18 protein-coding genes and 2 pseudogenes are annotated in these 25,564 nt (G+C 47.9%); 1 reads left to right on the forward strand and 19 read right to left on the reverse strand.

What is annotated here, in order from left to right; genetic code table 11:
* Position 1: 1 nt before the first annotated feature.
* From HPY27_RS05675 to HPY27_RS05755, 17 genes and pseudogenes are all read right to left on the reverse strand, one after another.
* Positions 2-1,303, reverse strand: a complete 1,302-nt coding sequence (locus HPY27_RS05675) for a serine hydrolase domain-containing protein (RefSeq protein WP_174224534.1) — start codon at positions 1,301-1,303, stop codon at positions 2-4.
* Between the two features lie 31 nt (positions 1,304-1,334).
* Complete coding sequence (locus HPY27_RS05680) at positions 1,335-2,978, reverse strand: ABC transporter substrate-binding protein (protein WP_174224535.1); 1,644 nt, start codon at positions 2,976-2,978, stop codon at positions 1,335-1,337.
* Between the two features lie 42 nt (positions 2,979-3,020).
* Positions 3,021-4,100 carry a M42 family metallopeptidase gene (locus tag HPY27_RS05685; RefSeq protein WP_174224536.1) on the reverse strand — a complete coding sequence of 360 codons (1,080 nt, stop codon included), beginning with the start codon at positions 4,098-4,100 and terminating at the stop codon, positions 3,021-3,023.
* Positions 4,101-4,125: 25 nt separating this feature from the next.
* The gene (locus tag HPY27_RS05690; RefSeq protein ID WP_174224537.1) at positions 4,126-5,697 is read right to left on the reverse strand and encodes an AMP-binding protein; all 1,572 of its coding nucleotides are present in this window, start codon (positions 5,695-5,697) and stop codon (positions 4,126-4,128) included.
* A 20-nt stretch (positions 5,698-5,717) separates the two neighbouring features.
* Positions 5,718-6,488, reverse strand: a complete 771-nt coding sequence (locus tag HPY27_RS05695; protein WP_017248536.1) for an enoyl-CoA hydratase/isomerase family protein — start codon at positions 6,486-6,488, stop codon at positions 5,718-5,720.
* Positions 6,475-7,359, reverse strand: coding sequence for an amidohydrolase family protein (locus HPY27_RS05700; RefSeq protein ID WP_017248535.1), 885 nt, complete (start codon positions 7,357-7,359; stop codon positions 6,475-6,477). Before HPY27_RS05700 ends, HPY27_RS05695 begins: the two co-directional genes overlap by 14 nt.
* Positions 7,346-8,008 carry a TetR/AcrR family transcriptional regulator gene (locus HPY27_RS05705; protein WP_174224538.1) on the reverse strand — a complete coding sequence of 221 codons (663 nt, stop codon included), beginning with the start codon at positions 8,006-8,008 and terminating at the stop codon, positions 7,346-7,348. The genes HPY27_RS05700 and HPY27_RS05705 overlap by 14 nt, the downstream gene beginning before the upstream one ends.
* Positions 8,009-8,251: 243 nt before the next feature.
* Positions 8,252-10,504, reverse strand: coding sequence for an ATP-binding cassette domain-containing protein (locus HPY27_RS05710; protein WP_174224539.1), 2,253 nt, complete (start codon positions 10,502-10,504; stop codon positions 8,252-8,254).
* Positions 10,505-10,669: 165 nt separating this feature from the next.
* Positions 10,670-11,932 carry a molybdopterin molybdotransferase MoeA gene (locus HPY27_RS05715; protein ID WP_371814308.1) on the reverse strand — a complete coding sequence of 421 codons (1,263 nt, stop codon included), beginning with the start codon at positions 11,930-11,932 and terminating at the stop codon, positions 10,670-10,672.
* 10 nt (positions 11,933-11,942) lie between these two features.
* Positions 11,943-12,807 (reverse strand): annotated as a pseudogene (locus tag HPY27_RS05720) (GTP 3',8-cyclase MoaA).
* Positions 12,797-12,949: pseudogene (locus tag HPY27_RS05725) on the reverse strand (formate dehydrogenase accessory sulfurtransferase FdhD); the annotation flags it as partial. The pseudogenes HPY27_RS05720 and HPY27_RS05725, both read right to left, overlap by 11 nt.
* Positions 12,950-13,072: 123 nt before the next feature.
* Entirely contained in the window at positions 13,073-13,423 is a 351-nt protein-coding gene (locus HPY27_RS05730) for a Na-translocating system protein MpsC family protein (RefSeq protein WP_026043098.1), read from the reverse strand.
* Positions 13,424-13,437: 14 nt separating this feature from the next.
* On the reverse strand, positions 13,438-13,833 hold the full coding sequence (locus HPY27_RS05735) for a phosphate-starvation-inducible protein PsiE (protein ID WP_017248528.1): 396 nt from the start codon (positions 13,831-13,833) through the stop codon (positions 13,438-13,440).
* A complete protein-coding gene (locus HPY27_RS05740; protein ID WP_174224541.1) occupies positions 13,830-14,309 on the reverse strand; it encodes a helical membrane plugin domain-containing protein in 480 nt (159 codons plus the stop codon). Before HPY27_RS05740 ends, HPY27_RS05735 begins: the two co-directional genes overlap by 4 nt.
* Complete coding sequence (fdhF, locus tag HPY27_RS05745) at positions 14,309-17,260, reverse strand: formate dehydrogenase subunit alpha (RefSeq protein WP_174224542.1); 2,952 nt, start codon at positions 17,258-17,260, stop codon at positions 14,309-14,311. Before fdhF ends, HPY27_RS05740 begins: the two co-directional genes overlap by 1 nt.
* A gap of 333 nt (positions 17,261-17,593) precedes the next feature.
* The gene (locus tag HPY27_RS05750; protein ID WP_174224543.1) at positions 17,594-20,257 is read right to left on the reverse strand and encodes an IPT/TIG domain-containing protein; all 2,664 of its coding nucleotides are present in this window, start codon (positions 20,255-20,257) and stop codon (positions 17,594-17,596) included.
* A 70-nt stretch (positions 20,258-20,327) separates the two neighbouring features.
* Complete coding sequence (locus HPY27_RS05755) at positions 20,328-20,753, reverse strand: VOC family protein (protein WP_017248525.1); 426 nt, start codon at positions 20,751-20,753, stop codon at positions 20,328-20,330.
* Positions 20,754-20,941: 188 nt separating this feature from the next.
* Between HPY27_RS05755 and HPY27_RS05760 the strand changes: the two genes are divergently transcribed.
* Positions 20,942-22,999 (forward strand): LuxR C-terminal-related transcriptional regulator, encoded by a 2,058-nt coding sequence (locus HPY27_RS05760; protein ID WP_174224544.1) that lies wholly within the window; start codon positions 20,942-20,944, stop codon positions 22,997-22,999.
* Positions 23,000-23,045: 46 nt separating this feature from the next.
* Here the strand turns inward: HPY27_RS05760 and HPY27_RS05765 are convergent, their stop codons facing one another.
* The gene (locus HPY27_RS05765) at positions 23,046-24,131 is read right to left on the reverse strand and encodes a serine hydrolase domain-containing protein (protein WP_174224545.1); all 1,086 of its coding nucleotides are present in this window, start codon (positions 24,129-24,131) and stop codon (positions 23,046-23,048) included.
* Complete coding sequence (locus HPY27_RS05770) at positions 24,128-25,564, reverse strand: serine hydrolase domain-containing protein (RefSeq protein WP_017248521.1); 1,437 nt, start codon at positions 25,562-25,564, stop codon at positions 24,128-24,130. Before HPY27_RS05770 ends, HPY27_RS05765 begins: the two co-directional genes overlap by 4 nt.

A 25,564-nucleotide genomic window follows, 5' to 3' on the forward strand; every position in this document is an offset into this window, starting at 1 on the left:
GCTAAACTCGCTTGGGAATTTGGCGATAGGAGCCCATCATGCGAATTACCGTTTGACTTCCGTCTCGTATAAAGCGTACGGTTTGATCCGAACCTTCAACGTTCGCGAGAAAAACGTCTTCGTCGATAGCTTTTAAAGAGAATGAGTCCGAATGATCGACCGTTACGATCAGCGTGCCTGCATCCACGCTTACCTGAAGATGAATTCCTTCCATAGATCCGTACTCGCCCGCATATTCAAGCAGACGATCTGTCGGGAGGTCATATTCCTTATACGTGACATGCGTTGATTTCGCAGGACGATTCTCGATGCAGTGAAACGTGCCATGTGCCAATGCGGCAGCCGGCGAACCGCTGAGATTGGTGAGCGCCACGGCAGCCAATCCGTTCTCGGGGATGATGCTCATGTAGGCTTGGATCCCTTTTTCTCTGCCGCTATGACCCAGCATCACAGCACCGTAGAAATTGGGTGTAATCGCTACACCATATCCGTAATATTGGTTTTGTTCGCATCGGAAATAAGGGGTGGTCATCTGCTGCACACTTTCCGTGCGAAGAATTCGTTCCTTGCCAATCAAACCTTTCGTGCGAAACAACTCGGTGTATCTCATCATGTCGGTGAGCGTTGATTTTAATCCCCCGGATGATTGAAACGGCGGTGTCTCAAATAGCGGTGTCCTATCCTCGTACCCGTGCAACTCTTCCAAAGAAAAGCAACTATGCTGCATTCCAGCTGGTTGGAGAATATGCTCCTTCACATACGTCGAATATGGCTTGCCGCTTGCCCGCTCAACAATAGCACCCAGTAGCGTATAGCAATCATTGGAATAACTGAACTCCGTACCTGGTGCGCCCAATAAAGTAAATTCCAGTTGTGCCATATAGGTCATTAATTCCTCATAGGTGTTCATTCCACGCTTGAGTGCTTCATCGACGCAAGATAATGGCGGCAAACCGGAGGAATGGGTTAGAAAGTTGTGAATGGTGATTGCTTCCGTTCCACTTCCCGTTTTTACATGAAACTCTGGCAAAAAACGGGAAACAGGATCGGCAACCGTCAGTTTTCCGGCTTCCTGTAGCTGCATGATCGCAATAGCGGTGAACGATTTTGTAATCGAAGCGATTCCGAACAAAGTATCAACTGTCGCTACCGTACCTTGCTCGGTATCACGATAGCCGAAGCCTTTGGCATAAACGAGCTGTCCGTTTTTGGCCACTCCAATTGCAGCCCCAGGCACCTTGCTTCCCATCATTGTTTCCCGGACAAACTCCTCATAACTCACGATCCATTCCTGATTGTTCATGACCTGTTCTCCTTGTTTTTTGTTTCCTCGTTTACTTAACCCACACGTCCTGATACAATTTCAGTCCGGATGGATCAAGCATCAGTCCCTGAACACGGTTGTTTACTACGACAAACCGTTTTTCCGTGTAAATGGGAATCCAAAACGCCTCCTCAACAGCGCGCTTCTGAAGATCTTCATAAATTTTCGCTCTATCGTCGCTCTTCATCGTCACCTGTCCCTTTTCCAGCAAGGAATCGATCGTTTTGTCATGGATGGCTGAACGATTCATCCCACCGATCTGTGTTGAATGCATGAACGGAAACAAGATATCAGGGTCATCAGCGACGTATCCATCCAGCGCCAAGTCAAATGTGCCGGCAGCAGTTAACTGGTCGACTGCGCTGCCTTCCAGAGTAATGATTTTCACGTCTACCCCAATCGCTTTGAACATTCCTTGCATCAACTGGGCAGGTTGAGACCATACTTCCATACTCAACAATTCGAGATGAAGCGGTTTTCCTGCTTTCTCCCTTATCCCTTGTGCATTCAGTTTCCATCCGGCTTCTTCCAGGAGCTTCACTGCTTCCTCGGGGTTGTATTTGTATGCATATTGGGCAATGGATTGATCGTATCCGAACAAATTTGCTGGTAGCGGACCATCTGCAACAATTCCTTCGCCTTGCAGATGCGACTGCACGATAGCATCTTTCTTTACTGCCATTTGCAACGCTTTGCGTACGTTTTTATCTTGTAAAATCTCGTTATTCAAATTCAGCTCGACAAACAGCCCCAAGCCGCGCTTTGTCTGCTCAAGTACCGTAAAACGATTGTTGTTCTTGAATTTCTTCGCGTCTTTCGCAGGCAGATCAGCGATGTCGATGGTTCCACTCTCCAAAGCAGCGACAGCCGTTTGCGGATTTCGAATCAATTTCAGAACTAATTTGTCCGGCCTCGGTGGTCCTTGATTTTTAAAGAAGGGCGTTGCCCAGCGATACGCATCATTTTGAATCAGCGTGATAGAGTCTCCTGATTTCCAGCTCTCCATCTTCCATGGTCCGACACCGACCGGATTCCTTCCGTATTGATCCCCAAACTTTTGCACCGCGTCCACCGAGAGCGGCTGCATCCAGCTCGCGGAAGTGAAATAGGTGAGGAGCGTGGCAGATGGTTCATTCAACTCCAAAATAAGGGTCTGATCATCTGGTGTTTTGATCGATTTGATGATGCCAAGAACCATCCCTACGCCTTTCGGAGCGATTTCCGGAGCCATGGCCCGCTCAAACGTTCGCTTGTACGCCTGTGCAGTAAGCAGTGTCCCATCATGAAAGGTCACGCCTTGGCGAATGCGAAATGTCCATGTCTTCCCATCTTCCGCAATGGAGTACGATTCGGCCAGATGGGGCTTGACCTCATTTGTTTGGGGATCTCTGTAAAGGAGAGCCCCCCCTAGATTGAGCGTGACCCCCTCCGTGCTTAACGCTGTCGATTTGTGGACATCCAGTGTATCTGGTTCACTGCCGATCGCAACGGTGATCGTACCGCCCTTTTTCTCGGATATATTGGCATCTTTTTTTCCTTCATCCGTATCTGGTTTCGTGGCAAGCGTCCCGCAGCCGACCACGCTTGCCAACAATACGAAACAGGAAAGGACAATGCTCACAAACGTGGTGGTTTCCCGCTTTCTCATCCCCATGAATGACACCACTCTCCCTTGTTTGGGACATATCCTTGCCTCCTACGATCTGAGCCAATCAACCGTTTTTTGATCCAGCTTTTTGACGAGAGCCGTCAGCAATTTCACCGTATTTTCTACATCATCATGATGAAGAATCGAAGCGTGACTGTGAATGTAGCGCGCAGGGATTGCAATAACAACTGATGGAGCCCCTTTGCCAACCATATGTGCAGCTCCTGCGTCCGTACCCGCACCTGCAATAGCACCATATTGATACGGGATGCCTTCCTCTTCAGCCGTATCAAATAACAGTTCCCGCAATTTTCGATTGGGTACGAGCGAGCCGTCGAATAGACCAATTGTAGGCCCGCCACCGCACTTGATATCAGGCAAATTAGGAGAGTCGGCGCTTCCTGGCGTGTCAAACGTTATCCCCGTCTCCAATGCAATGAATATATCTGGCTGCACCATATACGTGCTTGTGAATGCGCCGCGGCATCCCACTTCTTCTTGTGCAGTAGCGCCGCTAAAGACGATGTTGGGGTGATCCGTTTCTTGTAACTGTTTCATTACTTCAATGGCTGTCAGGCAACCGCCGCGATTATCGAGCGCTTTTGCCATATACATCTTGTCATTCGCCATCACCGTGAAAGGGCAGATCGGCACAATCGGATCACCTGGGCGAATTCCCAGCTCCTTTGCCTGTTCTGCACTGGATGCTCCGATGTCGATGAACATCCGCTCGATCTCAACCACTTTCTTTCGTTCTTCCGAAGACAGCAGATGCGGCGGTTTTGACCCGATTACGCCAACGATATCCCCTTTGCATGTTTTAATGTTCACGCGCTGTGCCAGCATCACCTGCGACCACCAGCCACCAAGCGGCTGGAAGGCGATGAATCCATCCTTCATGACACGCGTTACCATGAACCCCACTTCATCCATATGGCCCATCATCATGATTTTGGGTCCATTGGCCAGGCCTGATTTCCGCCCGATTATGCTTCCCAGATTATCTGTGAACACTTCTTCTGTAAGCGGTTCCAAGTACGTGTGCATTAATTCTCGCACTTCCTGTTCTTGTCCGGGAACTCCGGAAGCCTCTGTCAGCTCTTTCAGTACCTTTACCCAACTATTCATCCCTATCTTCCTCTCCATTTGCATGTTATCTCCAGCTATCATCCATGCGATCATAGGAACCGATGCGAAGATCTGCTTTTTCGTTCGCCAGTACATGCTTGGCTATACGCTCAGATGGGGTACGAGGCAATTCACTTCGGAATTCCCAATATCGTGGAACCTTGTAGTAAGCAAGATGCTCGGCGCAATAAGAGATCAACTCATGAGGAGGCACCGTTTGGTCCGCTTTCACTACCACGTATGCCTTGATTTCTTCCCCACGTATTTCGTCTTTCACTGGAAGACAGGCAGCATATTGCACGGCCGGATGCATTTTCATGACTTCCTCAACCTCAGCAGCCGAAATATTTTCCCCGCTCCGGCGAATCATCTCCTTTTTTCTGCCGACATAATAGATGTATCCGCCTTCGTCCATTCGGACCAAATCTCCGGTGTGGAACCAGCCGCCCTGAAAGGCAGCGCAAGTCGCATCAGGGTCTTTATAGTAGCCATCCATCATCCCCAAGCCCCGTAGGACGAGCTCACCAACCTCGCCTCTCGAAACGGGTCGGTTGTGAATATCAACGATGCGGACGGTCCGGTCTTTATCCGGTTTTCCGATGCAGCCTGTTCCGAGCAATCGGTCATGATCGTGTGGTTTTACCGAAATATCTCCACCTGTCTCTGTCATGCCAAAAACCTCATACCATGGCGCGCCCCATCGCTCTTCCAATTCGCGGTGCAGATGCGGGGGAATGGCCGAGCAAAAGATGGTGCGAACGTTATTTTCCCTGTCTAAGGGCGAGCGTGGTGTTTTGACCATTAGCGTGGGCATGATCCCCAGGCAGTAGAAAAAGGTAACGCCATATTGCCGTACTTTCTGCCAAAATGTAGAGGGATGAAATCGATCGAGAACCACAAGCTTTGCCCCCACAGCGATCGCACCCAGCAAATTCCATTGCGGGTCCATATAGTAAAAGGGCTGCGCCGTTAACAGTACATCTGAATGGGTCAAATTGGGATGCTGCTCGATCATCTTTTTTGCTATGGTGAGCCAATATTCATGGGATAGCATACACCCCTTGGGGAAGCCTGTCGTGCCGGATGTATATTGGATGTTGACTAAAGTTTCAGGAAAAACGGTAAGTGCTGTTGGTGTCGTGGGCGCTGTTTCACACATCGTTCTGAAATCGACAGCGTTGGGATCGTCTGATTGGTCTACTGAGAGGATTGTTTGGAGGGTTTGTAAGGAAGGTCTGATCTTCTGTAGCAGGGATAAAAACTCCTGTGAAGTTACGATAACGATTGCTTCGGAGTGGTGGAGGATATACTGAGCATCGTACTCTTTGTAATTTACATTTATCGGCACGATAGTCGCGCCCAGTTTTGCCAACGCCAGCCAAGTAAGCGGGAATTCCGGCTGGTTCCTCAGCATGACGGCTACCCGATCCCCATAGCCTACGCCCAGCACTTGGAGCATGTTGGCGATCTGGTTGGAACGGTCTTCTATCTCCTTAAATGATAGTTGTTCATTCCATTCATCAAAGACAAGCCCGATTTTTTCTCCCCATCGTTTGGCCGCCCGCGCCGTCAAAGACTTGATTTCTTGCAAGTCCAAAAGGTTTCAGCCCTCCTTCTTTATACCGATCCTTTTTTTCGGAACCCTTCAGCCGCCTGCTTGGATTCGATCGATTGCACGGTTGCCAGCGCATGCTCGATCTCCAATTCAAAAGCTGCCTCCAGATCGCATTGTGCCCCGCGATTTAGCGCAAATTTGGCTTTTGCAAGCGCTACTTGCGGGAGCTCAGCTAACCGTTTCGCCCACTTGTCAGCTTCTTCAGCTAACACTTTATGATCCACTACCTTGTTGATGAGTCCTAGATGCAGTGCTTGCGATGCACCAAATCTTTCGCCCGAAAACAGCAATTCTTTCGCCCGGACCAGTCCGATCGCGATGGGAAGGATATGTGAGATTCCTCCAGTAACACTAAGTCCGACACTCACTTCCGGAAAGCCGAATTCGGCATCTTGAGCGGCGATGATCAAATCACATCCGAGTGCAAACTCACACCCAGCTCCTAATGCATAACCATGGACCGCAGCGATCACCGGAAAAGGAACGCGCTGAATCTTTCGCGTTATATCCTGAATTTTCTGTAGGTTAAGGCGTATCTCAGCCTCATTTGCAGGCTTTTCTTCATGACGCAAATCATGTCCTGCACAAAAAGCATTCCCGCGGCCAGCCAGTATTGCCGCCCTTACTCCTTCCCGTTCCAACTTATCGAGCGATCCATACAGCTCCTCTACCAATTGTGGAATCACCGCATTTAACCGCTCGGGGCGATTCAGGTGAATCCAGCCTATCTCTTGATGGATCTCACACTCTACCACCGCCTTACGTGTTGTCATTCTTTTTTACCTCCGCCTTTATTTTGGAAAACAATGCTCTTGCATTCGAACCGAGCACCTTCTCTAGCACCTCGGGCTTTATGCTTAATTCCTTCCATTCTGCAATCGCGCGTTTCAGAGGAAATACAGGCCAGTCTGTTGCAAAGAGGATTTGATCTTGCAAGAGGTTGTTTGCTAACCTGTACATCATCTCCCACCCTGCTCCTTGCACCCCCAAATACCTTGGAGAAAGCCCGCCCAAATCCATCAGAACATTGGGGTGCTTGCGCGCTACGGCAACCATTTCAGGCACCCAGGGCCACCCCCCATGACACGCGATCAATGTTAATTCTGGGAAATCACAGGCGACTTGATCTAGCAACAGCGGGTGTTCATTCCGGATGGGATGAATCATCGAATAATTAATTCCCGTATGAATGGCAACTGCCAAGCCTAACTCGGCAGCCTTTGCGTATACGGGATATAATTTGCGATCATCGATCGGCATCTCAAAAAATGCAGGCTGGATGTTTACTCCCAGAAAGCCCAACTCTCTGATGCGGCTCACTTGTTGGACAGCGCGCATCGGTCTGAAATGCTCCATTGAAATCGTACCGAATCCTGAGAAGAGCTCAGGGTGAGCGGATATGACTTTTGCCAATGCATCATTCAGCGCATCTCCATTCTCGCCGAATTCGTATTCTGCATGCATAATGGCATGGTGTACTCCTGATTCTTTCATTTCTTGAATCAAATCGTCGAGCGTTTTCGCGATAGTCGATCTTACTTGTAACACCGCATCATATTGAGCGACGTACTCATTTCGCATTTCACCGATGCGTGCCTCACGGAACTGCTGTGGCAAGCGGACACGGGCATCAAGAATGTTCATGCGCAGCAGCCCCCAGCCATGGTTTCATAAAAAAACGAGCGGGTTCAGGCAGATCTAAATCGGAGACAGTCAGTTGCTGACCGTTTCGCTTTGCCTGAACGAGTGCAAGCGCCATATCGGAAAAATTCAAGCTGATTTCTTCCAATGAATTTGGGCCATCGGGTGAGTACCAATGGGCGACACCCGTGCACATTTGAAGCAAAGCCAGGACGGTAAGCTTGGTATTTTCTATCGTAAATACGCCCCCCTCTAATCCGTCCGTTAAAATACGATGCCAGAGCAGCTCATATTCACTGCGCAACCTGGCAATTTCTACGCGCGTATTTCCTGTCAGCGCACGGAACTCGGTATCTACTACTAACGCTGTTAGCTTGTCAATGGCATGGCTGGTAACATGAAGCTGTACAAACGCTGCCAATTGTTGTTCGGGCGCTTCAAGCTCAGCGAGCACTTCCTTTGCATTTCCAAGTAGGGTCTGTAACCCTTCTTGCATGATGGCAACGAGCAGATCCTCTTTTGTTTTCATGTAATGATAGAGGGTAGAAGAGGTTACTTCTGCAACTAGAGCGATATCACGTATGCTGGTTGCTTCAAATCCTTTTCTTGCGAATAGTCGTAATGCTGCTTGAAATATTTTTTCTTTCGTCAAAAAAGCGCGCTCCTTTCTACTGATGATTGCAGAAAACTCGAGTCGATCGATCGATCGATAGGTTGCTTGTAATCACCACTTTACTAACCACCTGGTTTAATGTCAAGATTATTTTTTATTTTCTGATATTTTCCTCAGCATAACAAAAATCTCCTCCGGTTTCCCATGAGGAGATCTGAATTCGTTATGCCATAGCAGCTTTTACATTGGGCTCCCATACATTACGAAAGTAGATTAAATGCATTACTTCAAATATCTTCCCGTGATCGACTGTTCCGCATGGATGATCTGCGGAGGCGTGCCCTCGAAGACCACCTGTCCGCCTTTGCTGCCGCCGTCCGGTCCCATATCGATAATCCAATCCGCTTGGCTGATCACATCGAGATTGTGCTCGATGACGATTACCGTATTGCCTGTATCCACGAGGCGGTTCATGATCTCCAGAAGGTGACCGATATCTGACATATGTAGGCCAGTTGTCGGCTCGTCCATCACGTAGATGCTACCCTTCTTGTGCAGCTCGCTTGCTAGTTTGATGCGCTGGCATTCCCCGCCGGAGAGCGTGCTAAGTGGCTGGCCGAGTGTAATATAGTTTAGCCCCACATCACTCATCGCCTGGAGCTTGCGCACAACTTCTTTTAGCTCAAAAAATTCCAATGCCTGCTCCACCGTCATCTCCAGTACTTCTGCAATTGACTTGCCGTTCAGCTTGTATGCGAGCACCTCTTCCTTGAACCGTCTTCCTCCGCAGACTTCGCACGGCAGCTTGACGCTTTCGAGGAATGCAAGGTCTGTATACACAACCCCTAGACCTTGGCAGTTCTCGCAAGCCCCTTTGGAGTTGAAGCTGAACAAGCCTTGGTTGACCTTGTTCGCGGAAGCAAACGCCTTGCGCACATCATCCATGATCCCTGTATAGGTCGCGGGATTCGAGCGTGTTGACACGCCTACCGCCGATTGGTCGATGACGATCGCATCCGAATGGTTGCTGAGGAATACTTCGTTTATCAGCGTACTCTTACCTGAGCCGGCGACACCCGTAACTACGGTCAGCACTCCGGTTGGAATATCAACACTCACGTTCTGCAGGTTGTGCAGTTTGGCATCCACAATGGATAACTTGCCGGACGGCTTCCTGTAATCTTGCTTCAGCTGGATCGGCCGCTTCATATGGGTACCTGTCAGTGTCCCTGTCTCCAGCAGACCTCCAAAGCTACCTTCATACACGATGGTACCGCCGTGGCTACCAGCGTGAGGCCCGACGTCGACGATATGATCTGCCACCTTGATCACATCAGGATCATGCTCGACGACAATGACGGTATTGCCCTTGTCGCGGAGCTTCTGAAGCAATTCATTTAATCGGTGTACATCACGGGGATGTAAACCAACGCTGGGCTCATCAAAAATGTAAGTAACATCCACCAGACTGCCGCTCAGATGCTTCACCATTTTGACACGTTGCGACTCGCCGCCGGACAAGGTATCCGTCTCACGATCCAGCGTCAAGTAGTCTAGTCCGATATCCACTAGATGCTGCAACCGTTCCGTCAACGACTTGACCATCGGTGCGGCGACCGAATCGTCAATCCCCTGGATGACGCGAATGAGCCGACCGACCTCCATGGAAGACATCTCTGCAATGTTGAGGCCATTGATTTTGCAGTTCAGTGCGGCCTGATTGAGTCTCGCACCATGACAGCTGGAGCAAGAACCTTCGGAGATGAACGGCGCAACCGCTTTTTGTGTACGCTCAGATTTCGTCTTTAGATCCTGCTTGATGTATTTGTTGGTGAACTTCTCCATGACGCCTTCTACTGTAATATTCACGGCTTTCCCGGCGAATTGCATCTCCACTTTCCTCGCCTTGGCGTACAACAGCTGCTCTAGCTCCTCATCCGAATAATCGCTCAGCTTCTTGTCAGGATCGAAGCCCGTCTGCACGATCATATTCCATTCCATGCCGTCTACCTTATAGTCCGGCAGCATGATTGCCCCTTCATTCAACGACTTTGACATGTCCAGCGCCTTGCTCATGTCAACGCTCAGACTGCGACCGATCCCGTTGCATTCGGGACACATGCCTTGGGGGTCATTAAAGGAGAACATATGCGCTTGTCCAACATTGGGCTGACCTATTCGGGAGAAGAGCAGGCGAAGAATGGGAGAAATATCGGTAATTGTGCCCATCGTGGAATGGGAGCCGCCCCCCAGTCGCTTCTGGTCCACGATAACCGCCATACTCAGGTTCTCGATCGCGTCCGTATCCGGCTGCGGATAGCGGGGCAAGAAATTGCGCACGAACATGCTGAAGTTCTCATTCAGCAATCGCGTGGATTCTGCGGCGATCGTATCGAAGACGATCGATGACTTGCCGGAGCCAGATACACCGGTGAAGATCGTAATCTTCCGCTTCGGAATGCGTAAGGATACGTTCTTGAGATTGTTTTCCCTCGCACCGGAGATTACGATATACTCCTGATTAGATTCGCTCATGCCAAACATCCTTCCGATAGTATTCATTTCTACTTATATTTACATTGTACCATTCAGAAGGAGATCTTCGCTTCTGGCAGTTCTCGCTTACAACCAAGCACTTCGCCTACCTATTATTTCCAATGGACAGCCGTTACTTTCACCAAAGCACCCGCAAGGTGAGTATTATCCTCTAAGCATCAAGGCACAGACAAGTTCACCTTGTAGCATTCCCTTTCCTCCAGGTGGAATCTTGATCAAGCAATCGGAATCTTTAATGGATACCGTAACGCTTGATTGATCCATCCCAACAGGTTTTACGAACACCTTGCCATCGATTACATAAGACTTTCCGCGAACATACCGAGGATACGCATTTATCTTTGTAAAGTCTTCGCCTAGAAAAGCAGTAAAGTCTCTCATGTATCTATTTTGAATGCCCTGCATACCCAAAATCACAGGACGAACGAAGAGCTCAAAACCAACAAAGCATGCTCCCGGATTGCCTGACAAAGCAAACAAAAATTGATCATTCCAAACCCCTGCGGATGTAGGACTTCCGGGTCGCATCGCTACTTTGTTAAACAGGACCTTCCCTTTCCATTTTTCAAAAATATCTACGAGAATGTCGTAGTCGCCTACCGATACTCCACCTGATGTGATCACGAAATCCGCAACGGAAAATGCTTCAAGAATACGAGTTTGTGCCTGATCCGCTTCGTCTGGGATGGAACCCATCAGTAATGGAATCCCTCCTGCCCCCCGAATAAGTGCCGCCAGCATGTAAGAGTTACTGTTTCGAATTTTACCTGCGCAAAGAGGCGCATCTACAGGTAAAAGCTCTGAACCTGTTGCAAAAATTGCGATGGTTGGGCGCTTATATACTTTGACGCGGGAGAAACCGAATGTAGCCAACAATGCGGTCTCACCAGCGAGGATTTCTGTACCTTTTTGCAGAACACAATGGCCCATTGTGATTTCGTGGCCAATCGGAGTCAGGTTCTGCCCAGGATGGACTTCTTTTTTAATGGAAATGTACGTTTTGCCCTGCTCCTCAAAGTCGTCTGTCATTTCCAGCATGATGACTGCGTCTGCATTTTCAGGTACCATGGCTCCCGTCATGATTCGAGAGGCCGTTCTTTGCGATAATTCTTTTGTAGGTAGAGCTCCACACGGAATATTGTCGATCACTTCCAAAAGGACAGGAGATTCAGATGATGCCCCTCGAGTTGAACTGGACATGATCGCAAAACCATCCATCCCAGAACGCCGGAAATGAGGCATATTGTCTGGCGCAATGATATCCTCCGCCAACGTACGACTGTAGGCATTTTCCAATGAGACTTCTTCCACATCCAGACGGTTCAGATGTTGCTCAATTCTGCGCTGTGCTTCCACAACTTGAACCGCATTTCGATGAAACCGATTCACGCAATCTACTCTATCCATGTCGTCTACACTACCCTCCAATTTGAGACATGCGCCTACCTGTTGGTACATGCGACTGACTCTCATCAACTAAAGCTTTGGCCATTTCGTGATTCAGTGGTTTGATATGCAATGCTCGAAAAAAGAGGTCGCGTACCGCTTCATCATCTCCAATGCACGTACGAACATTAAACTCATCCGACCAATATAGGCATGGCTTTATATTTCCATCTGCTGTCAAACGAAGCCGATTACAAGTTTCGCAGAAATGATCGCTCACGGGATGAATAAGCCCAAAACTCCCCTTGGCGCCTTCTATCCGAAACGTTTGTGCAGGTCCGTTGCCTCGCACTTCATGACTCTCAGCCACTTTCCAGCCCAAATGATGACAGCGTTCCAATACGAAGGACGACGTTCAACTTAATTGGATCTATCCCTACTTGTTGGCATGCAGCTATGCTATCCAAAACGCGATGGACATCTCCACCGCGGGTAATCAACGAAAAACGATCCGCTTTCAATGTATCCAGACTGATATTCACACGGTTCAAGCCGGCTTCTTTTAATTGTTGAGCCTTTCTCGCCAAGAAAATCCCATTGGTAGTCATTGCGATATCTTCGATTCCTCGAATTCCCGCTATCGCGGATACCAAATGTTCAATGCCTTTGCGGACCAATGGTTCTCCACCTGTCAGCCTTACTTTTTTGACCCCCATTTCGGCCAAAACCCTCACAACCTCGGTTATTTCGTTCAAAGACAAGATATTTTCATCAGGTTCAAATTCCATCCCATCAGCAGGCATGCAGTAAACACACCGCAAGTTGCAACGATCCGTTACCGATATGCGTAGATAGTCATGGACACGACCAAAAGCGTCCACCAATTCACTTGGAATCACTGGAATTCCCCCTTTCAACCTCTGCAATTCGTTCGGGCCACGTGTACACATTAAACTTTTGATTTCGAATAAAACCTACCGTGGAAATGCCAAGATCCTGCTCCAGACGAAGAGTCAATTCAGTAGGAGCTGACTTCGATCGGTGATTCTGTCACGATGGAATCTACCACTTCCTTCAAAGTACCATATTCATCATGCAGGAGATGTGATAAAACGCACACCGGTTGAATCATGAGCGTTTCTCTCCTTCCTCCCATCCTGATCAAGAAATTGATCTATCTAAAACATAGACGGTCATGGCAATGTCCTCTTCAATGCTAATATCTGAAAAAATCCGCAAGACCTTTGCGTGGATGATATCTTCGAGTTTTGCTACTACCGCAGGGTCGTTATAGATGTTCTTCACGAGCTTCGTGCGTGCATCGTGTACCATTCGTTTGCCTTCATCAGACAGAATCATAAATTTTTCAACATTTGTCAGGTTCCCTTTCATCTCACAGATCACCCATGGACCACAAAAACGTGTAACGATTTCTTTCGGACCGTTACCGACGTATTCTTTTCGTATCTCACGAACTAGCATGCTGAATTGATGTTCGAGGTTTTTCGTCATTCGATGCTCTCCTTTCATTCCCCTTGTTTGTTCTTACGAGGAGCCAACAATAGGTAACAAATGACCAGGATAAGTATTACTAGCGATAGAATCAGATTATTCATAGCGTCATCACGATTGACGATGATAAAACGTATCGTGCCGGTAATGCCGATATAGATGAGGTATCGTAACGGAAAGTGATACTCTTCCTTGAAATATTTGACGATCATAGCAACAAAAACAAAGTACAGGAAAAAGGCTAAGACTTCCTCCAAAATATCATGAACGTTAGTATTACCAAGAAGTGCAGCTGTCACAATGAAATACAGTTCGCGTACTAGATAAAAGCTCAAGACAAGCCCCAGAATGATGAGTGAAGTATTTAGCATCCGTTGATAGAAGTGCACGATTGATGTCTCTTTCATCATTCCTTTAAACCCTCTCCTAATCCTTTCAGCAGGTTTATACCAAAACCCATCGCCCGATTGATGTCTGGATCACGCAGAGCTTTCATCAAATCGAAGACACCAACCTTTTTTCCAGAGCGAAGAGCATCATCGGCCCTTTGTAGACCCTTTGTAACACCGCCCATCAGCTTTTTTGTCATATCAGGATCTAGCTCTGTTAACCCACCTGCGGCAGCCATCGCATTGTTGATCATAGTAATGACAGGAGGACGTACCATTTGCCCTACGACAATTTTGGCAATATCCTCCTTCGCCTCTACGACGGCGTTGAGTGCTCCAAGAATTCCACTTTCATGGAGTTCCTGGAGCAGCTTGATCGTTGCCTGAATCCCTTCCGGATTTTTGGCGAGCGCTTGTATGACACTTTCTACCGATTGATCTTGTTTTTCTCTTTCAGTAAGAACAGGTTCTACCACTTTTGAAATCGGTCTTGCCATTATTTTTTACCTCCCACCATGTTTACATCTGCAATCGGTTCATAATCGTCTCTCGCCCATTTGCGCTCTACCTGGACACCCAACTGAGGGTTTCGCTTTGCATAGCGGGGATTGTATATGGGCAGTGGAGTCATTCCTTTTTCTTTGAGAAACTCCATACGTACTTTTGCTTGCTTGTAGGCAGGGGTTTGCGTGCGAACGTCCCCGACGCTGCCGGTTAAAAGGTTAATGGCATTTTCATGGCTAACAGAGTGCATGGGTACATACAATTCTTTACCGCTGACTCGATCTGTCACGAGAACACGAAGCTTAATGGCTCCGTATGGAGAGACGAGCCGAACCAACGAACCGTCTTTTAGCCCCCGCTCGCGAGCAAGCTCAGGGGAAACCTCCACAAATACTTCCGGTAGCTTATATTGGATGCCTTTTGATTTATTCGTCATATTTCCTTCATGGAAATGCTCCAGTAGTCGTCCATTATTTAAGGTAAGATTAAATTCCGATGGATACTCCATAGGCGGAACATATTCAACGAGCGAAAGTCTTGCTTTTCCGTCTGGGAAGTTGAATTGATCTTTGTACAGAAGCGGCTCGTGGGTACCATCTTGTTGCACTGGCCAAAGCAAGCTGCTCCATCCTTCTAAACGATCGTAAGAGACTCCAGCATAAATCGGTGCCAGGCTCGCAATTTCGTCCATGATCTCTCCTGGGTGTTGGTAACTCCAGTTTGCGCCCATTCGTTGTGCGATTAGTTGGATGATCGACCAGTCCGGTTTTGATTCTCCCAGTGGTTCCATTACTTGATACAACCGTTGGATACGTCTTTCCGTATTCACAAAGGTCCCCTCTTTTTCCAGGGATGGAGACGCAGGTAAAACGACATCGGCAAATTGAGCCGTCTTGGTCAGAAATATGTCTTGTACGACAAAGAAATCAAGCTTGCTGAGCGTATCATGCACGTGGTTGGCGTTGGAATCGACCCAAGCCATGTCTTCCCCCATCAGGTACATGGCTTTCAGTTCGCCTTTCTCCACCGCTTCCAGCATTTCAATATTGGTTAAGCCTGATTTGTTCGAGATCGTTACGCCATACGCCTTTTCAAATTTGGCCCTCGCCTGATCATCCCTAATTGGCTGATACCCCGGCAGCCAGGTAGGGAGAGTCCCCATGTCGCAAGCGCCTTGTACGTTGTTGTGTCCACGCAATGGATAGGCTCCTGCACCTGGTCGACCGTAGTTTCCTGTTACCAGCAAGAGATTAGAGATAGCGGCTGACGTATGTGAACCCGCGATATTCTGCGTCACACCCATTCCCCACAAAATGCAAGTACCATCCGCTTCGCGAATCATTGTGGCTGTTTCAATTAACTGTTCTTTTGTCAGCCCAGCTACTTCCACAGCATACTCCAGCGTGTATTTTTCAAGCATTTTCCGATAAGAATCAAAATCGTTTACCCGGTTTTGGAGAAAGGCTTCGTCATGCCAGCCTTGATCGATGATGTACTTCGCAACTGCCGTCAGCCAGACAAAATCAGTCCCTTGCTTTGGATGCAGGTACAGATCAGAACGTTCGGCCATTTCATGCTTGCGCAGATCTGAGACAATCAGTTTTTGACCGTGTAGTTTCTTTGCCCGTTTCACGCGGGTTGCCAAGACGGGATGACCCTCTGTTGGATTCGCACCGACGATGATGACTAATCCGGCACTTGCGATATCTTGAATGGTACCCGAGTCACCACCGTATCCTACCGTTGCAAGCAACCCATCGGTGGCAGGTGACTGGCAGTACCTGGAGCAGTTGTCAATATTGTTTGATTCAAATACCTGCCGCGCCAGTTTTTGCATGAGGTAGGCATCTTCATTGGTCGTTTTGGATGAGCTAACAAATCCAAGCGCGTTGCCTCCGTAGTTTTGCTTGATGGAACCCATTCGCTCGGCGATCAGTGCAAGCGCCTCATCCCACGTAGCTGGCACAAATGCGTCTCCCTTTCGAATCAAAGGTGTAGTCAAACGTTGATCACTGTTAACAAAATCCCAACCGAACTTCCCTTTTACACAAGTAGAGACACTGTTGACTGGAGAATCTTCCGTTGGTTCTACTTTTAGAATGTGGCGGCCTTTGGTCCATACCTCAAATGAACAGCCTACCCCACAGAACGTACATACGGTTTTCGTTTTCTTGGTCCTTGTTTCCCTCATCGCCGCCTCTACTTCAGAGATAGCAAAAATGCTGCTGTAGCCAGGCTCGACTTCTTTAATGAGATCGACCATCGGATTCAACAGGTCTTTTTTCATCCCTGACAGAAAGCCAGCTTCACCGAGCATGGATTTCTCCATTAGTGCATTGCACGGACAGACTGTCACACACTGACCGCATGACACACAAGATGATCCATTAATCGATTTATTATCATCCCAGATCACTCTAGGAATCTCTCGTTCCCAATCGATGGTGAGCGTTTCATTTACCTGTAAATCCTGACAAACCTCCGTGCAACGGCCACAGAGAATGCATTGATCGGGATCATAGCGATAAAAGGGATGCGACATATCCACTTCTTCCTTTTTTTCTCGGAACGGGCGTGTTTGGTGCTCAATTTCGAGCAGCTCTGCCGTATTGTGAACCCGACAATTTCCGTTGTTGTTGTCGCAGACGGTACAATACAGCATGTGGTTTTCCAAGATCCGGTCCATTGCTTCTGCCTGTGCACCTTTTGCCCGTTCGGAGGATGTAAGGATATGCATCCCTTCCTCGATAGGAGTCGAGCATGCCCGCATCATTTTCCCATCAATTTCACACATGCATGTATCACAAGTTTGAATGGGCCCTAATATGGGTGAGTAGCAGATGTGAGGATGCTCTATTTCCTGTTGCAGTAAATAATCTAGGATACGGGTTCCTTCCTCCGCTTCATGCTTCACTCCATTTAGTTCAAAGCTAATTTTTTGCATCTTCTCTAAAACCTCCAAGAAAATAATAAAAGCCCACCATCAAACAACCTGAGCATGAACACATGGCCATGCGCAAATTGTTTGATGGTGGGCTAATTTCGAAGCATCCAATGATACTCGTTATCCGTCCCAACATATCTATGGGTGAGATCAGGATGATTGAGCAATTCGTCATTACTCACCATCTATGATCAGCTACGGCAACATTATATCAAAGGATCTACATGGAAATCCAACTTTTTTTATCGAAGGATTGGGCACATGAAAAAGCTGTCAGGGAACATCAGTTCCTCCGACAGCGTATCTGTGTCAATCATCCTATGATTCTACTGCTTACAGAAGAGGCAAGATTGCGTTTGCGTACGCTTGGGCTCCCTTTTGATTGGGATGACCGATGGAGGCACGCTTGCAAATCTCGAAATCCAAGCCTGTGCACCCTGCTTCTGTGCAGGAGACGAGGCGCTCGGCTGCGATCAGGTCTTGAGGAGTCAGGTCCAAATTGATGCCGAATACATAGGGATCATCCGTCAGCGCCGCATGCTCCGGACCAAAATTCGGATCGGCGAAAAAGATACGCGGTTTATCGAGCTCCGCATTTCTCTCATCGATGGCTTTCCGCAAGTAGACCTTTGATTCTGCTTCAAGCTGGGCACAGCGTTTGTATACCTTTTCCAACTCAGCTGCACCCAGAATTCCTCCGGCTGCACCGCCGCCGACACCTCCGACAATGGCCCCTACGCCGATCAATAGTGCTTCTACCACAGCCATATCGCTCTTTTCAGACACAGGTGGATAATAACCGGTAACGATGACCTTGGCTTGTGTAAATTTATTCGTCACCTCGACCAGCAATTTCTTCATGCTCACAAAGAAATAGTCATAATGTAATTTCCCCAAATCGGCTGGATGGAAAGGATTCAGAACTGTCCGAACATCGACATCGTTCATACCTCCATCCAAAAGAATCAGATCCACCAAGTCAGCCTCGCCTTTGAAGAACGCACATTGCTGTAGGATCGTTGGGAATGATTTAGGTACCTCGCCGTCTACGGGGGCCACTACATCATCCTTACCCTCTCCAATAATGGCGCCGGAATGAGCGAGTACTTGTGTATATTGCTTGATATTTCCTTCTCTGGCCTGAACGGCTGCACCCACGATGGAATAAAACTTCTCATGCTCCTGCAAGCCTTGCCCCCAGCTCACGGAATCGCCCATCACGAGCATATGGAAAGTTTCTAGGGTCAGTGGAATTTCATTCGAAGGTGTCCCATCGGAAAGCCGCACTTTCAGGGTCACCTGTTCACCCGCTGGATTGCTCGCAACATCGGCCGGTCGAATCAAGGTAAATTCCATTTGTGTCGAGCTTAACATCCGTACATCGGGCATTTCTTGGTTGTTTACCAAGACAAGTGTCCCTTCGGAAAAGCCGCTTCCGTTCACGATCACTTTTTGTCCGGGCCTCACCCGTGTTTTCACTTGATTTTCCTGTTGGGCTGAAATGACTCGTGGATTCACGAAGACGGATGCCTTGTTGGAAAGAGTCATATCTGATTGTCGTACTTGGAGCGTGCGGGAGCCCCCTTTCACGAAAGGCAAGACAAAATGGAGCATGGTATCACTTACTACCTGAGTTTTCGTTTCCGTGCCATCGATCAGCACGACATCGGTTTTGGTATAACGACTTCCTTCCAGCGTCACTGTATCAGCTGCGAATGCATAGCGCGGAGATACATGGCTAATCGATGGCTCCAAGAGCTTGCGTCTGAATTCATCTGCGTCGATGGCTCGAAAGCTGACAGGTTCAGACAATCGGCCTCCCGCATATCCGACACGACCAGCATCGGCAAATGAACCCTGTTCTCCCGGTTGACCTGCTGTTCTTGGCCCTGGACCGCATGCCGTACCGAATTTTCCATTCTTGGTGTCACCCACCGCACCACCCGGTCCGCCTGCTCCAGGATTACCAGGAATTCCTCCTGCCCCCGGGCTGCCTCCCTCAATCGTAATCGCAAAGCCTTGCGAATAATTTTGGATGATCGTTTGTGGCGCGTACAGGGTCAACCGACCACCAGCGCCTCCATTGCCTCCCGGACCTCCGTATCCTGCTGCACCGCCGCGCCCTCCGTTTCCACCAGCTCCCGCTCCGGCTTTGCAGAAACCTGCCCAATCCAATTCAGCTGGCTTGCCTTTTCCTCCTCTGCCACCATCTCCACCGTCTTGCCCAGGCCCACCTTGTGTGCCATCTTGCCCTTTTAAGTCAAAATGAGGACGTCCCGCCAGATTAAGTACCCATAATTCGAGTTCAGGAGCAGCAGCGCCGTCGTATCCACGGTCTCCGGGCAATCCATGTGTTCCAGGTGTCCCCGGAATGCCGGAGAGCGTCGAAGACATCGGTGCATCAGACGGTGTTATTGGTTTTTGTCGTTTGGCTGGAACATAGCGGTAAGGGCGCTCCCATGTAAACGTAACATTTTGTCCGACCGTCAACTTTTCGGCGATGATGATCAAGTAGCGCTGCGGATATTTCAAAATAACATTGGTTCCATCCTCGATATAAATTTCCGATGCGGCCCAATAGGCAGTGTCCACCGATATATTCAAGGCCGAAGCAGGAGATGGTACCGCTAATGTAGCCGTCATTTTTTTAGGAAACGGGATGGTTTGCAACAGTTCTGCTTTTCCACTCAACATTTGCAACCTTGATGAAGATTTAGCTGAGTCGATTCGGTACGCAGACTGAATCATGGTATTCCCACTGACGAGAGTTGGGCTTGGTTTCGTCAATCCCGACTGAGGTACTACCGTCCCACGGATCTTGAGCGACCCCAGACTAGACAGGGATGTAATTCCGAATGACTCCAGCACCGCTTTGTGATACGTCATTCGATCCTGAACCATTTGGGGGGCTGCTTGGAAGGTTGTCGGATTCACAGCCATGGTCGTAATCCCGAGCGTATTTCCCCCTGCATGGAAAGTGTTTGTAGAAGTTGACATTCTTTTTTCCTCTCCCTTATCACAATGAATGAAATAGTTTGTGCGAGTCAGTCTCCATTGCACGGACGAATCATTCTTGGCTTACGCCGAATTCCTCTAACTCCCGGAAGCTGATTTTTCTTCTTTGTGCATGTGGTGTTTCTCCTCGATGCGCCCATATGATCTCCACATGATTGCCTTCCGGATCAAGAAAAGAAAAACGTGCATATTCGCTCTCCACATAAGGACCATGTGCCAAAATTCCGTGATCCGTCAGCCTCCTCCACACTTCCTTGAAGTGATCCAACGTATCTACCCAAAATGCCAGATGCACATGATGCGGATTGTTTAAGATGAGCAAATCGTGCCTGCCCGATTGCGGATCAATCGCCAAGCATGCCGTTTCGTCGCTATGGTTCACCACTGCAAGATCAAGTGCGGTTTCATAAAAAGAGGCCAATCTGCGAACATCATGCGCATATAAGGAAATGTGACCCATGCGGCTTAGCTTTGACATGTTCCCTCCATCCTTTCGTATTGACTCGCCTGTTTCATCCTAACACCGACTATACGGGGCTCGATATTACTCGAAAGGATACATCCAAAAGGATACCCGTGCGATAAATATGAGTACCCAGTATAAAAGAAGCGTAGTAAAATCGTAGGAAGAAAAAGGAAAAACCTTGTGATGGAGCAGGTGATGCTATGAATTATCAGGATAGCCTTGAAGAGCTGGAAAGTCGTCTGTTGGTAGGACGAACCGAGGAAGTCCTTCATTTTTTGAAGTTGCTTGCGGATGAGCGGCGCTCCAAAAAAATCATGAATCTCTTCGGGACCGCAGGCGTAGGAAAAAGCTATTTGCTCGATGAGCTCAAGCGGCAAGCTCATCTGCGGCAAGCAGCTACTCTCTCTTTAGACAGCGAGCAATTTTGGCACACGCCCTCTGATTTTTGCCTGCATATTTTGCAGGCATTGCATGTCTATCATAAGGGAGAAGAGCAGCATCCATCCCAATTGTTGGAGGAATGCGTTTCGAAGCTGAATGAAAAAGCGGCTGATCAAAGACTCGTCCTCTTTCTCGACATTTACGAGAACTTGGACGGATTAGACCATTGGTTGCGCGAATATTTTTTCAAACGATTAAGCGCGAATATCCTGATTGTGATCGCAGGGAGGCATCCACTGTCTGAAGCTTGGCTTCTTTCGCCCGGTTGGCGGCACTTCATCAGTAGGGTCCCTTTATCCCATCTTCCTTACGATGCTGTCGAGCGGTATGCGCATTACTGTCACATTTTTGAACAGACTATCATCCAAGAAATGTGGCGGCGCTCCAAAGGGCATCCCCTTACCCTGTCATTGCTGTCCTTTACCTTGCAGCCGAAAGATCAGGAAGGAAACGGGGCTTTTCATGAGGAAATGGACACGCTGCCGTTTGTCGTAAGCCAATGGCTGCGCGAAGTTCCCGGCGAGCATTTGCGTCCTCTCGTGGAAGCAGCAGCCGTATTGCGACACTTTAATCAGGATAATCTGTCTTTTTTATTAAAAAGGGAAATCACCGCGTCCGAGTTTTTCCAATTGATCCGATTTTCGTTTGTACGGAAAGTGGACAGCGGCTGGACGATTCATTCCTTGATGAGAGAATCTATTGCCCAGGATATGCGGGCACGGACTCCGCTTCATTTTGCAGATTTGCAAAAGCGGGCCGTTCACTACTATTATGAGAAGTTCACCAAGTCAGCTCATTCGGTCCGTACACCAGAAGCTTTAGAGCTTACCTTCTTTTTAGGTGACGCACTCATCCGAGCCTTTTTAAATTGGTTCGACCCATTACCCAAACCGTTCGAATCAATCCACACTGGTCATCGGGAAGAACTACTGGAGTATATCCGCAATCAGCGGCACTGTCCCTCCCCTAAAACGATCAAGCTATTTGATCCGCACACGAACCGACATTTTGATTTTCACCTGACAGCGGAGCAAACCTTGTACCCATTGAATTGGCTTGATCATGACCGTCTATTCTCGCTGGGATACGACGTGCTTCGCGTTTTGCGCAATGATAACGGAGCGATCTCGGCACTTGCTGCAGTTGTTCCCATCAACGAAAAAACCCTTCCTTACCTGATGGAACATTCCGGTTCTCGTTCCTATTTCACTGCTCTATCCAAAAAAGAGCTAGAACGGTTTCGCGTGCCGGAACACACACGGGCTGGCTGGTTCATCCACACCATTCATCAAGATGATTACGAGGATGTTTCCCAACATACAGCTATTGGCCATATGTTGCACGGTTTGATGTTCTCCGGAGAGTTTTTGTTGTGTTCACCTGCACCATTTCCTTTTTTCAAAGCTGCCCACGAAAGTTTGGGGTTTGATATAGCCGATTTCGCCACCCACACCAACTATGACGGAGTAACACCCACCCTCGTATTTTTCCGTGATACGCAAGGCGAGCATCTTCCCGCTTATTTGCAAAAACTGCTTAAACGATCCGGATTGGATGCGGATTTTCGCCTGGAAGAAGAAGCGACTCCAGATGCTTCTCCACCGACATCACCTGGCATAGTCACAACGATAGAAATGAGTACGCTGACGGCACGAGAACAGGAAGTAGCCAGCCTTGTGCTGGAGGGATTGACGAATGCGGAAATCGCTGCCCGCTTGTATTTGAGCGAAGTCACAGTGAAAAAACATTTGAAATCGATCTTTGACAAAATGGATGTCAGCAACCGGACACAGTTGGTGAAAAAAATGCTTGTGTAGGACGAAAAAAGAGGAACCGTCGATGGCGGCTCCTCTTTTTATATGGCTATGGAATGTCATACGGTCGTTCAAATAAAATATTCTCGATTGCGTCTACAGCCTTTTCTGTCAAATCACGTTCCTGATCCACGTTTGTGAGATAAATAATCGTTTTATCAGTTTGAATATATCGTATCAAGTAGCTTCGATACCCCGGCCAGCCCCCACTGTGATGCACAACTTTTCCTGTCACCTGATTTTCACGCAGCCGCCAGCCATAACCATAATTTGATAAACTATTGTCAGTAAGCTGAACGGGGGAAAACGCTCTCTCTAGCGTTTCTTTTTTTACCAGCTTTTCTGTGTAGAGAGCTCTGTCCCACTTACGCAAGTCATCCAGTGTTGAACTGACCGCGCCGTCTCCCTGAATGCCATCCAGATAAATGACAAAATCGTGCTCACTGGAATCATCCGGTAACACAAATGCTTCAGATTGAGCAGAATACACGTATCCATACGCGTAATGCTGGATCAACTCAGGCGAATATCTTCGGTTGTACACTTTCGTATGCTGCATACCTAGTGGTTGAAATATCTGTTGCTGCAAGAAATCGGCAAATCGTGTATCAGCTACGTGTTCTACGATAGATGCTAATAAAGCATAGCCGGTATTACTGTACGCATACTTTTCATTGGGTTGAAACAAGACGTTGGGTCGATGCTTGATTAGCTGATCGAGTATGTCTTGGTTCGTAGCCACTTGTGTTTTATCCCAATATTGCGAAAACAACTCCATGTAATCAGGCAAACCGGATGTGTGTACGAGTAGATTCTCTACAGTCATATCGGCATAAGGAAAATCTGGAAGGAGGTCGTCAACTTTATCTGAATAGTCGAGCTTCCCTTGCTCTTGCAAGATCATGATTGCCATTGCTGTAAACGCCTTGGAAACCGATGCGAGTTCAAATACCGAATCTGGTGACAATCTTTCAGCCGTTTCTAGATTGGCCAATCCTATGGAATTTTGATAATAAGGTTTCCCTTCTTCCAAAATCAAGATGTTACCGCTCCAATTGTTTTGTTCGGCAAGCGTAGAAAAAAGCTCATCAAGCTGGCGGCATCTCGCATCGCTTACATTGGCTTGTTGGGTCATTTCTCGTTTCCCCCACTCGTTTTATAAAATTGTCTTCCAGCAAAAGACACTCGAACAATCTCATGATTTCTCAATCTGATAAACCGTGCCGAGAAATCTGTTCCAAACGCCTGTACTACAAAGAGATCTTCAGCAAATGGTCTCATTACGTAATTTTCTCCCAAAAAGGAGAGCATCAGTTGACCATTTTCTAATCTGATCGGCAATGTCCCCAACTCACTCGATTGATAATCCCCCACGAATTGATTCATAGCTTCCTCGGTTAAAAAATCAATCTTGCTAACCAGATGAGAGGTTTCAGGAGGGCGGTTTTCCAGACTATTTAGCGCACCCACCATTACCGCCAAAACCGGCGACAATTCTAGATTGGACAGTGCCACTCCGGCCAGTCCTGTTTCGGGAAAGAAGCACATTTGAGCCGTAACCCCTTTAATACCACCACTATGTTCAACTAACTTTTTCCCGTAGTAGTCAGAAGTTATGAGCAAGCCGTACCCGTAAAATTGACCAGGTACCAAGTCAGTCGGAAAGTAAGGGGTTATCATGAGTTGTACACTCTCAGGTGTCAGGATACGATTTTCTCCTGCTGTAAGCCCACCTTTGCAGAACATGTCCGTATATCGCAACATATCCCGCACCGTTGATTTAATAAATCCTGCCGCCCGAGAAGCGGGAGTATCCCACCAATTCGGAGATGGGACCACTTCCTTGTGATCGCCTCTGTCTCGCATGATATACAGATTTGTAATATTCTCATAGCCATTCAGCTCTTCCAGAAAAAAGCTCGTGTGCTCCATCCCGATTGGATCTATGATATGCTCCTTGACATAAGTCTCATACGACTTCCCGCTGACGCGTTCAATGATCGCTCCCAGCAAGGCGAAACAATCATTGGAATAACTGAACTCTGTACCGGGTGGCCCTAAAAGCTCTAAATCTAATGTAGCGATAACACTCATCAGGTCTTCGTACGTATCGATTGGTACCGTAACATCTGTCTCGTTTTGCAGAAATGGATAGTCTTCTGCCTCATTCTCTTCCAAACTTCGCATCACACTTGCAAAAAACGTTGGCAAGGGAGGAATCCCACTCGTATTCGTCATAAAATGATGAATCGTGATTTGTCCCACATCATTATTTTTCAGTCGAAACTCCGGCAAGTATTTGACAACAGGGTCATGTACGGATAACTTACCAGCTTCTTGTAATTGCATGACCGCCACACAAGTAAAGGATTTTGTGATGGATCCAATTCCAAATACCGTATCGACTGTAACTCCTAACTGCCGTTCCACATCACGAAAGCCAAATCCGTTACTATAGAAGATTTGACCATCTTTTGCTATTCCCATAGAAACACCAGGAACCTGACCTTTTGTTATCCATTTTTGAGCATATTTTTCAAAAGACTCAATCCATCCGTTATTTGGCAT

Source organism: Brevibacillus sp. HB1.1, assembly GCF_013332445.1.
In the GTDB taxonomy this organism is placed as follows: domain Bacteria; phylum Bacillota; class Bacilli; order Brevibacillales; family Brevibacillaceae; genus Brevibacillus; species Brevibacillus porteri.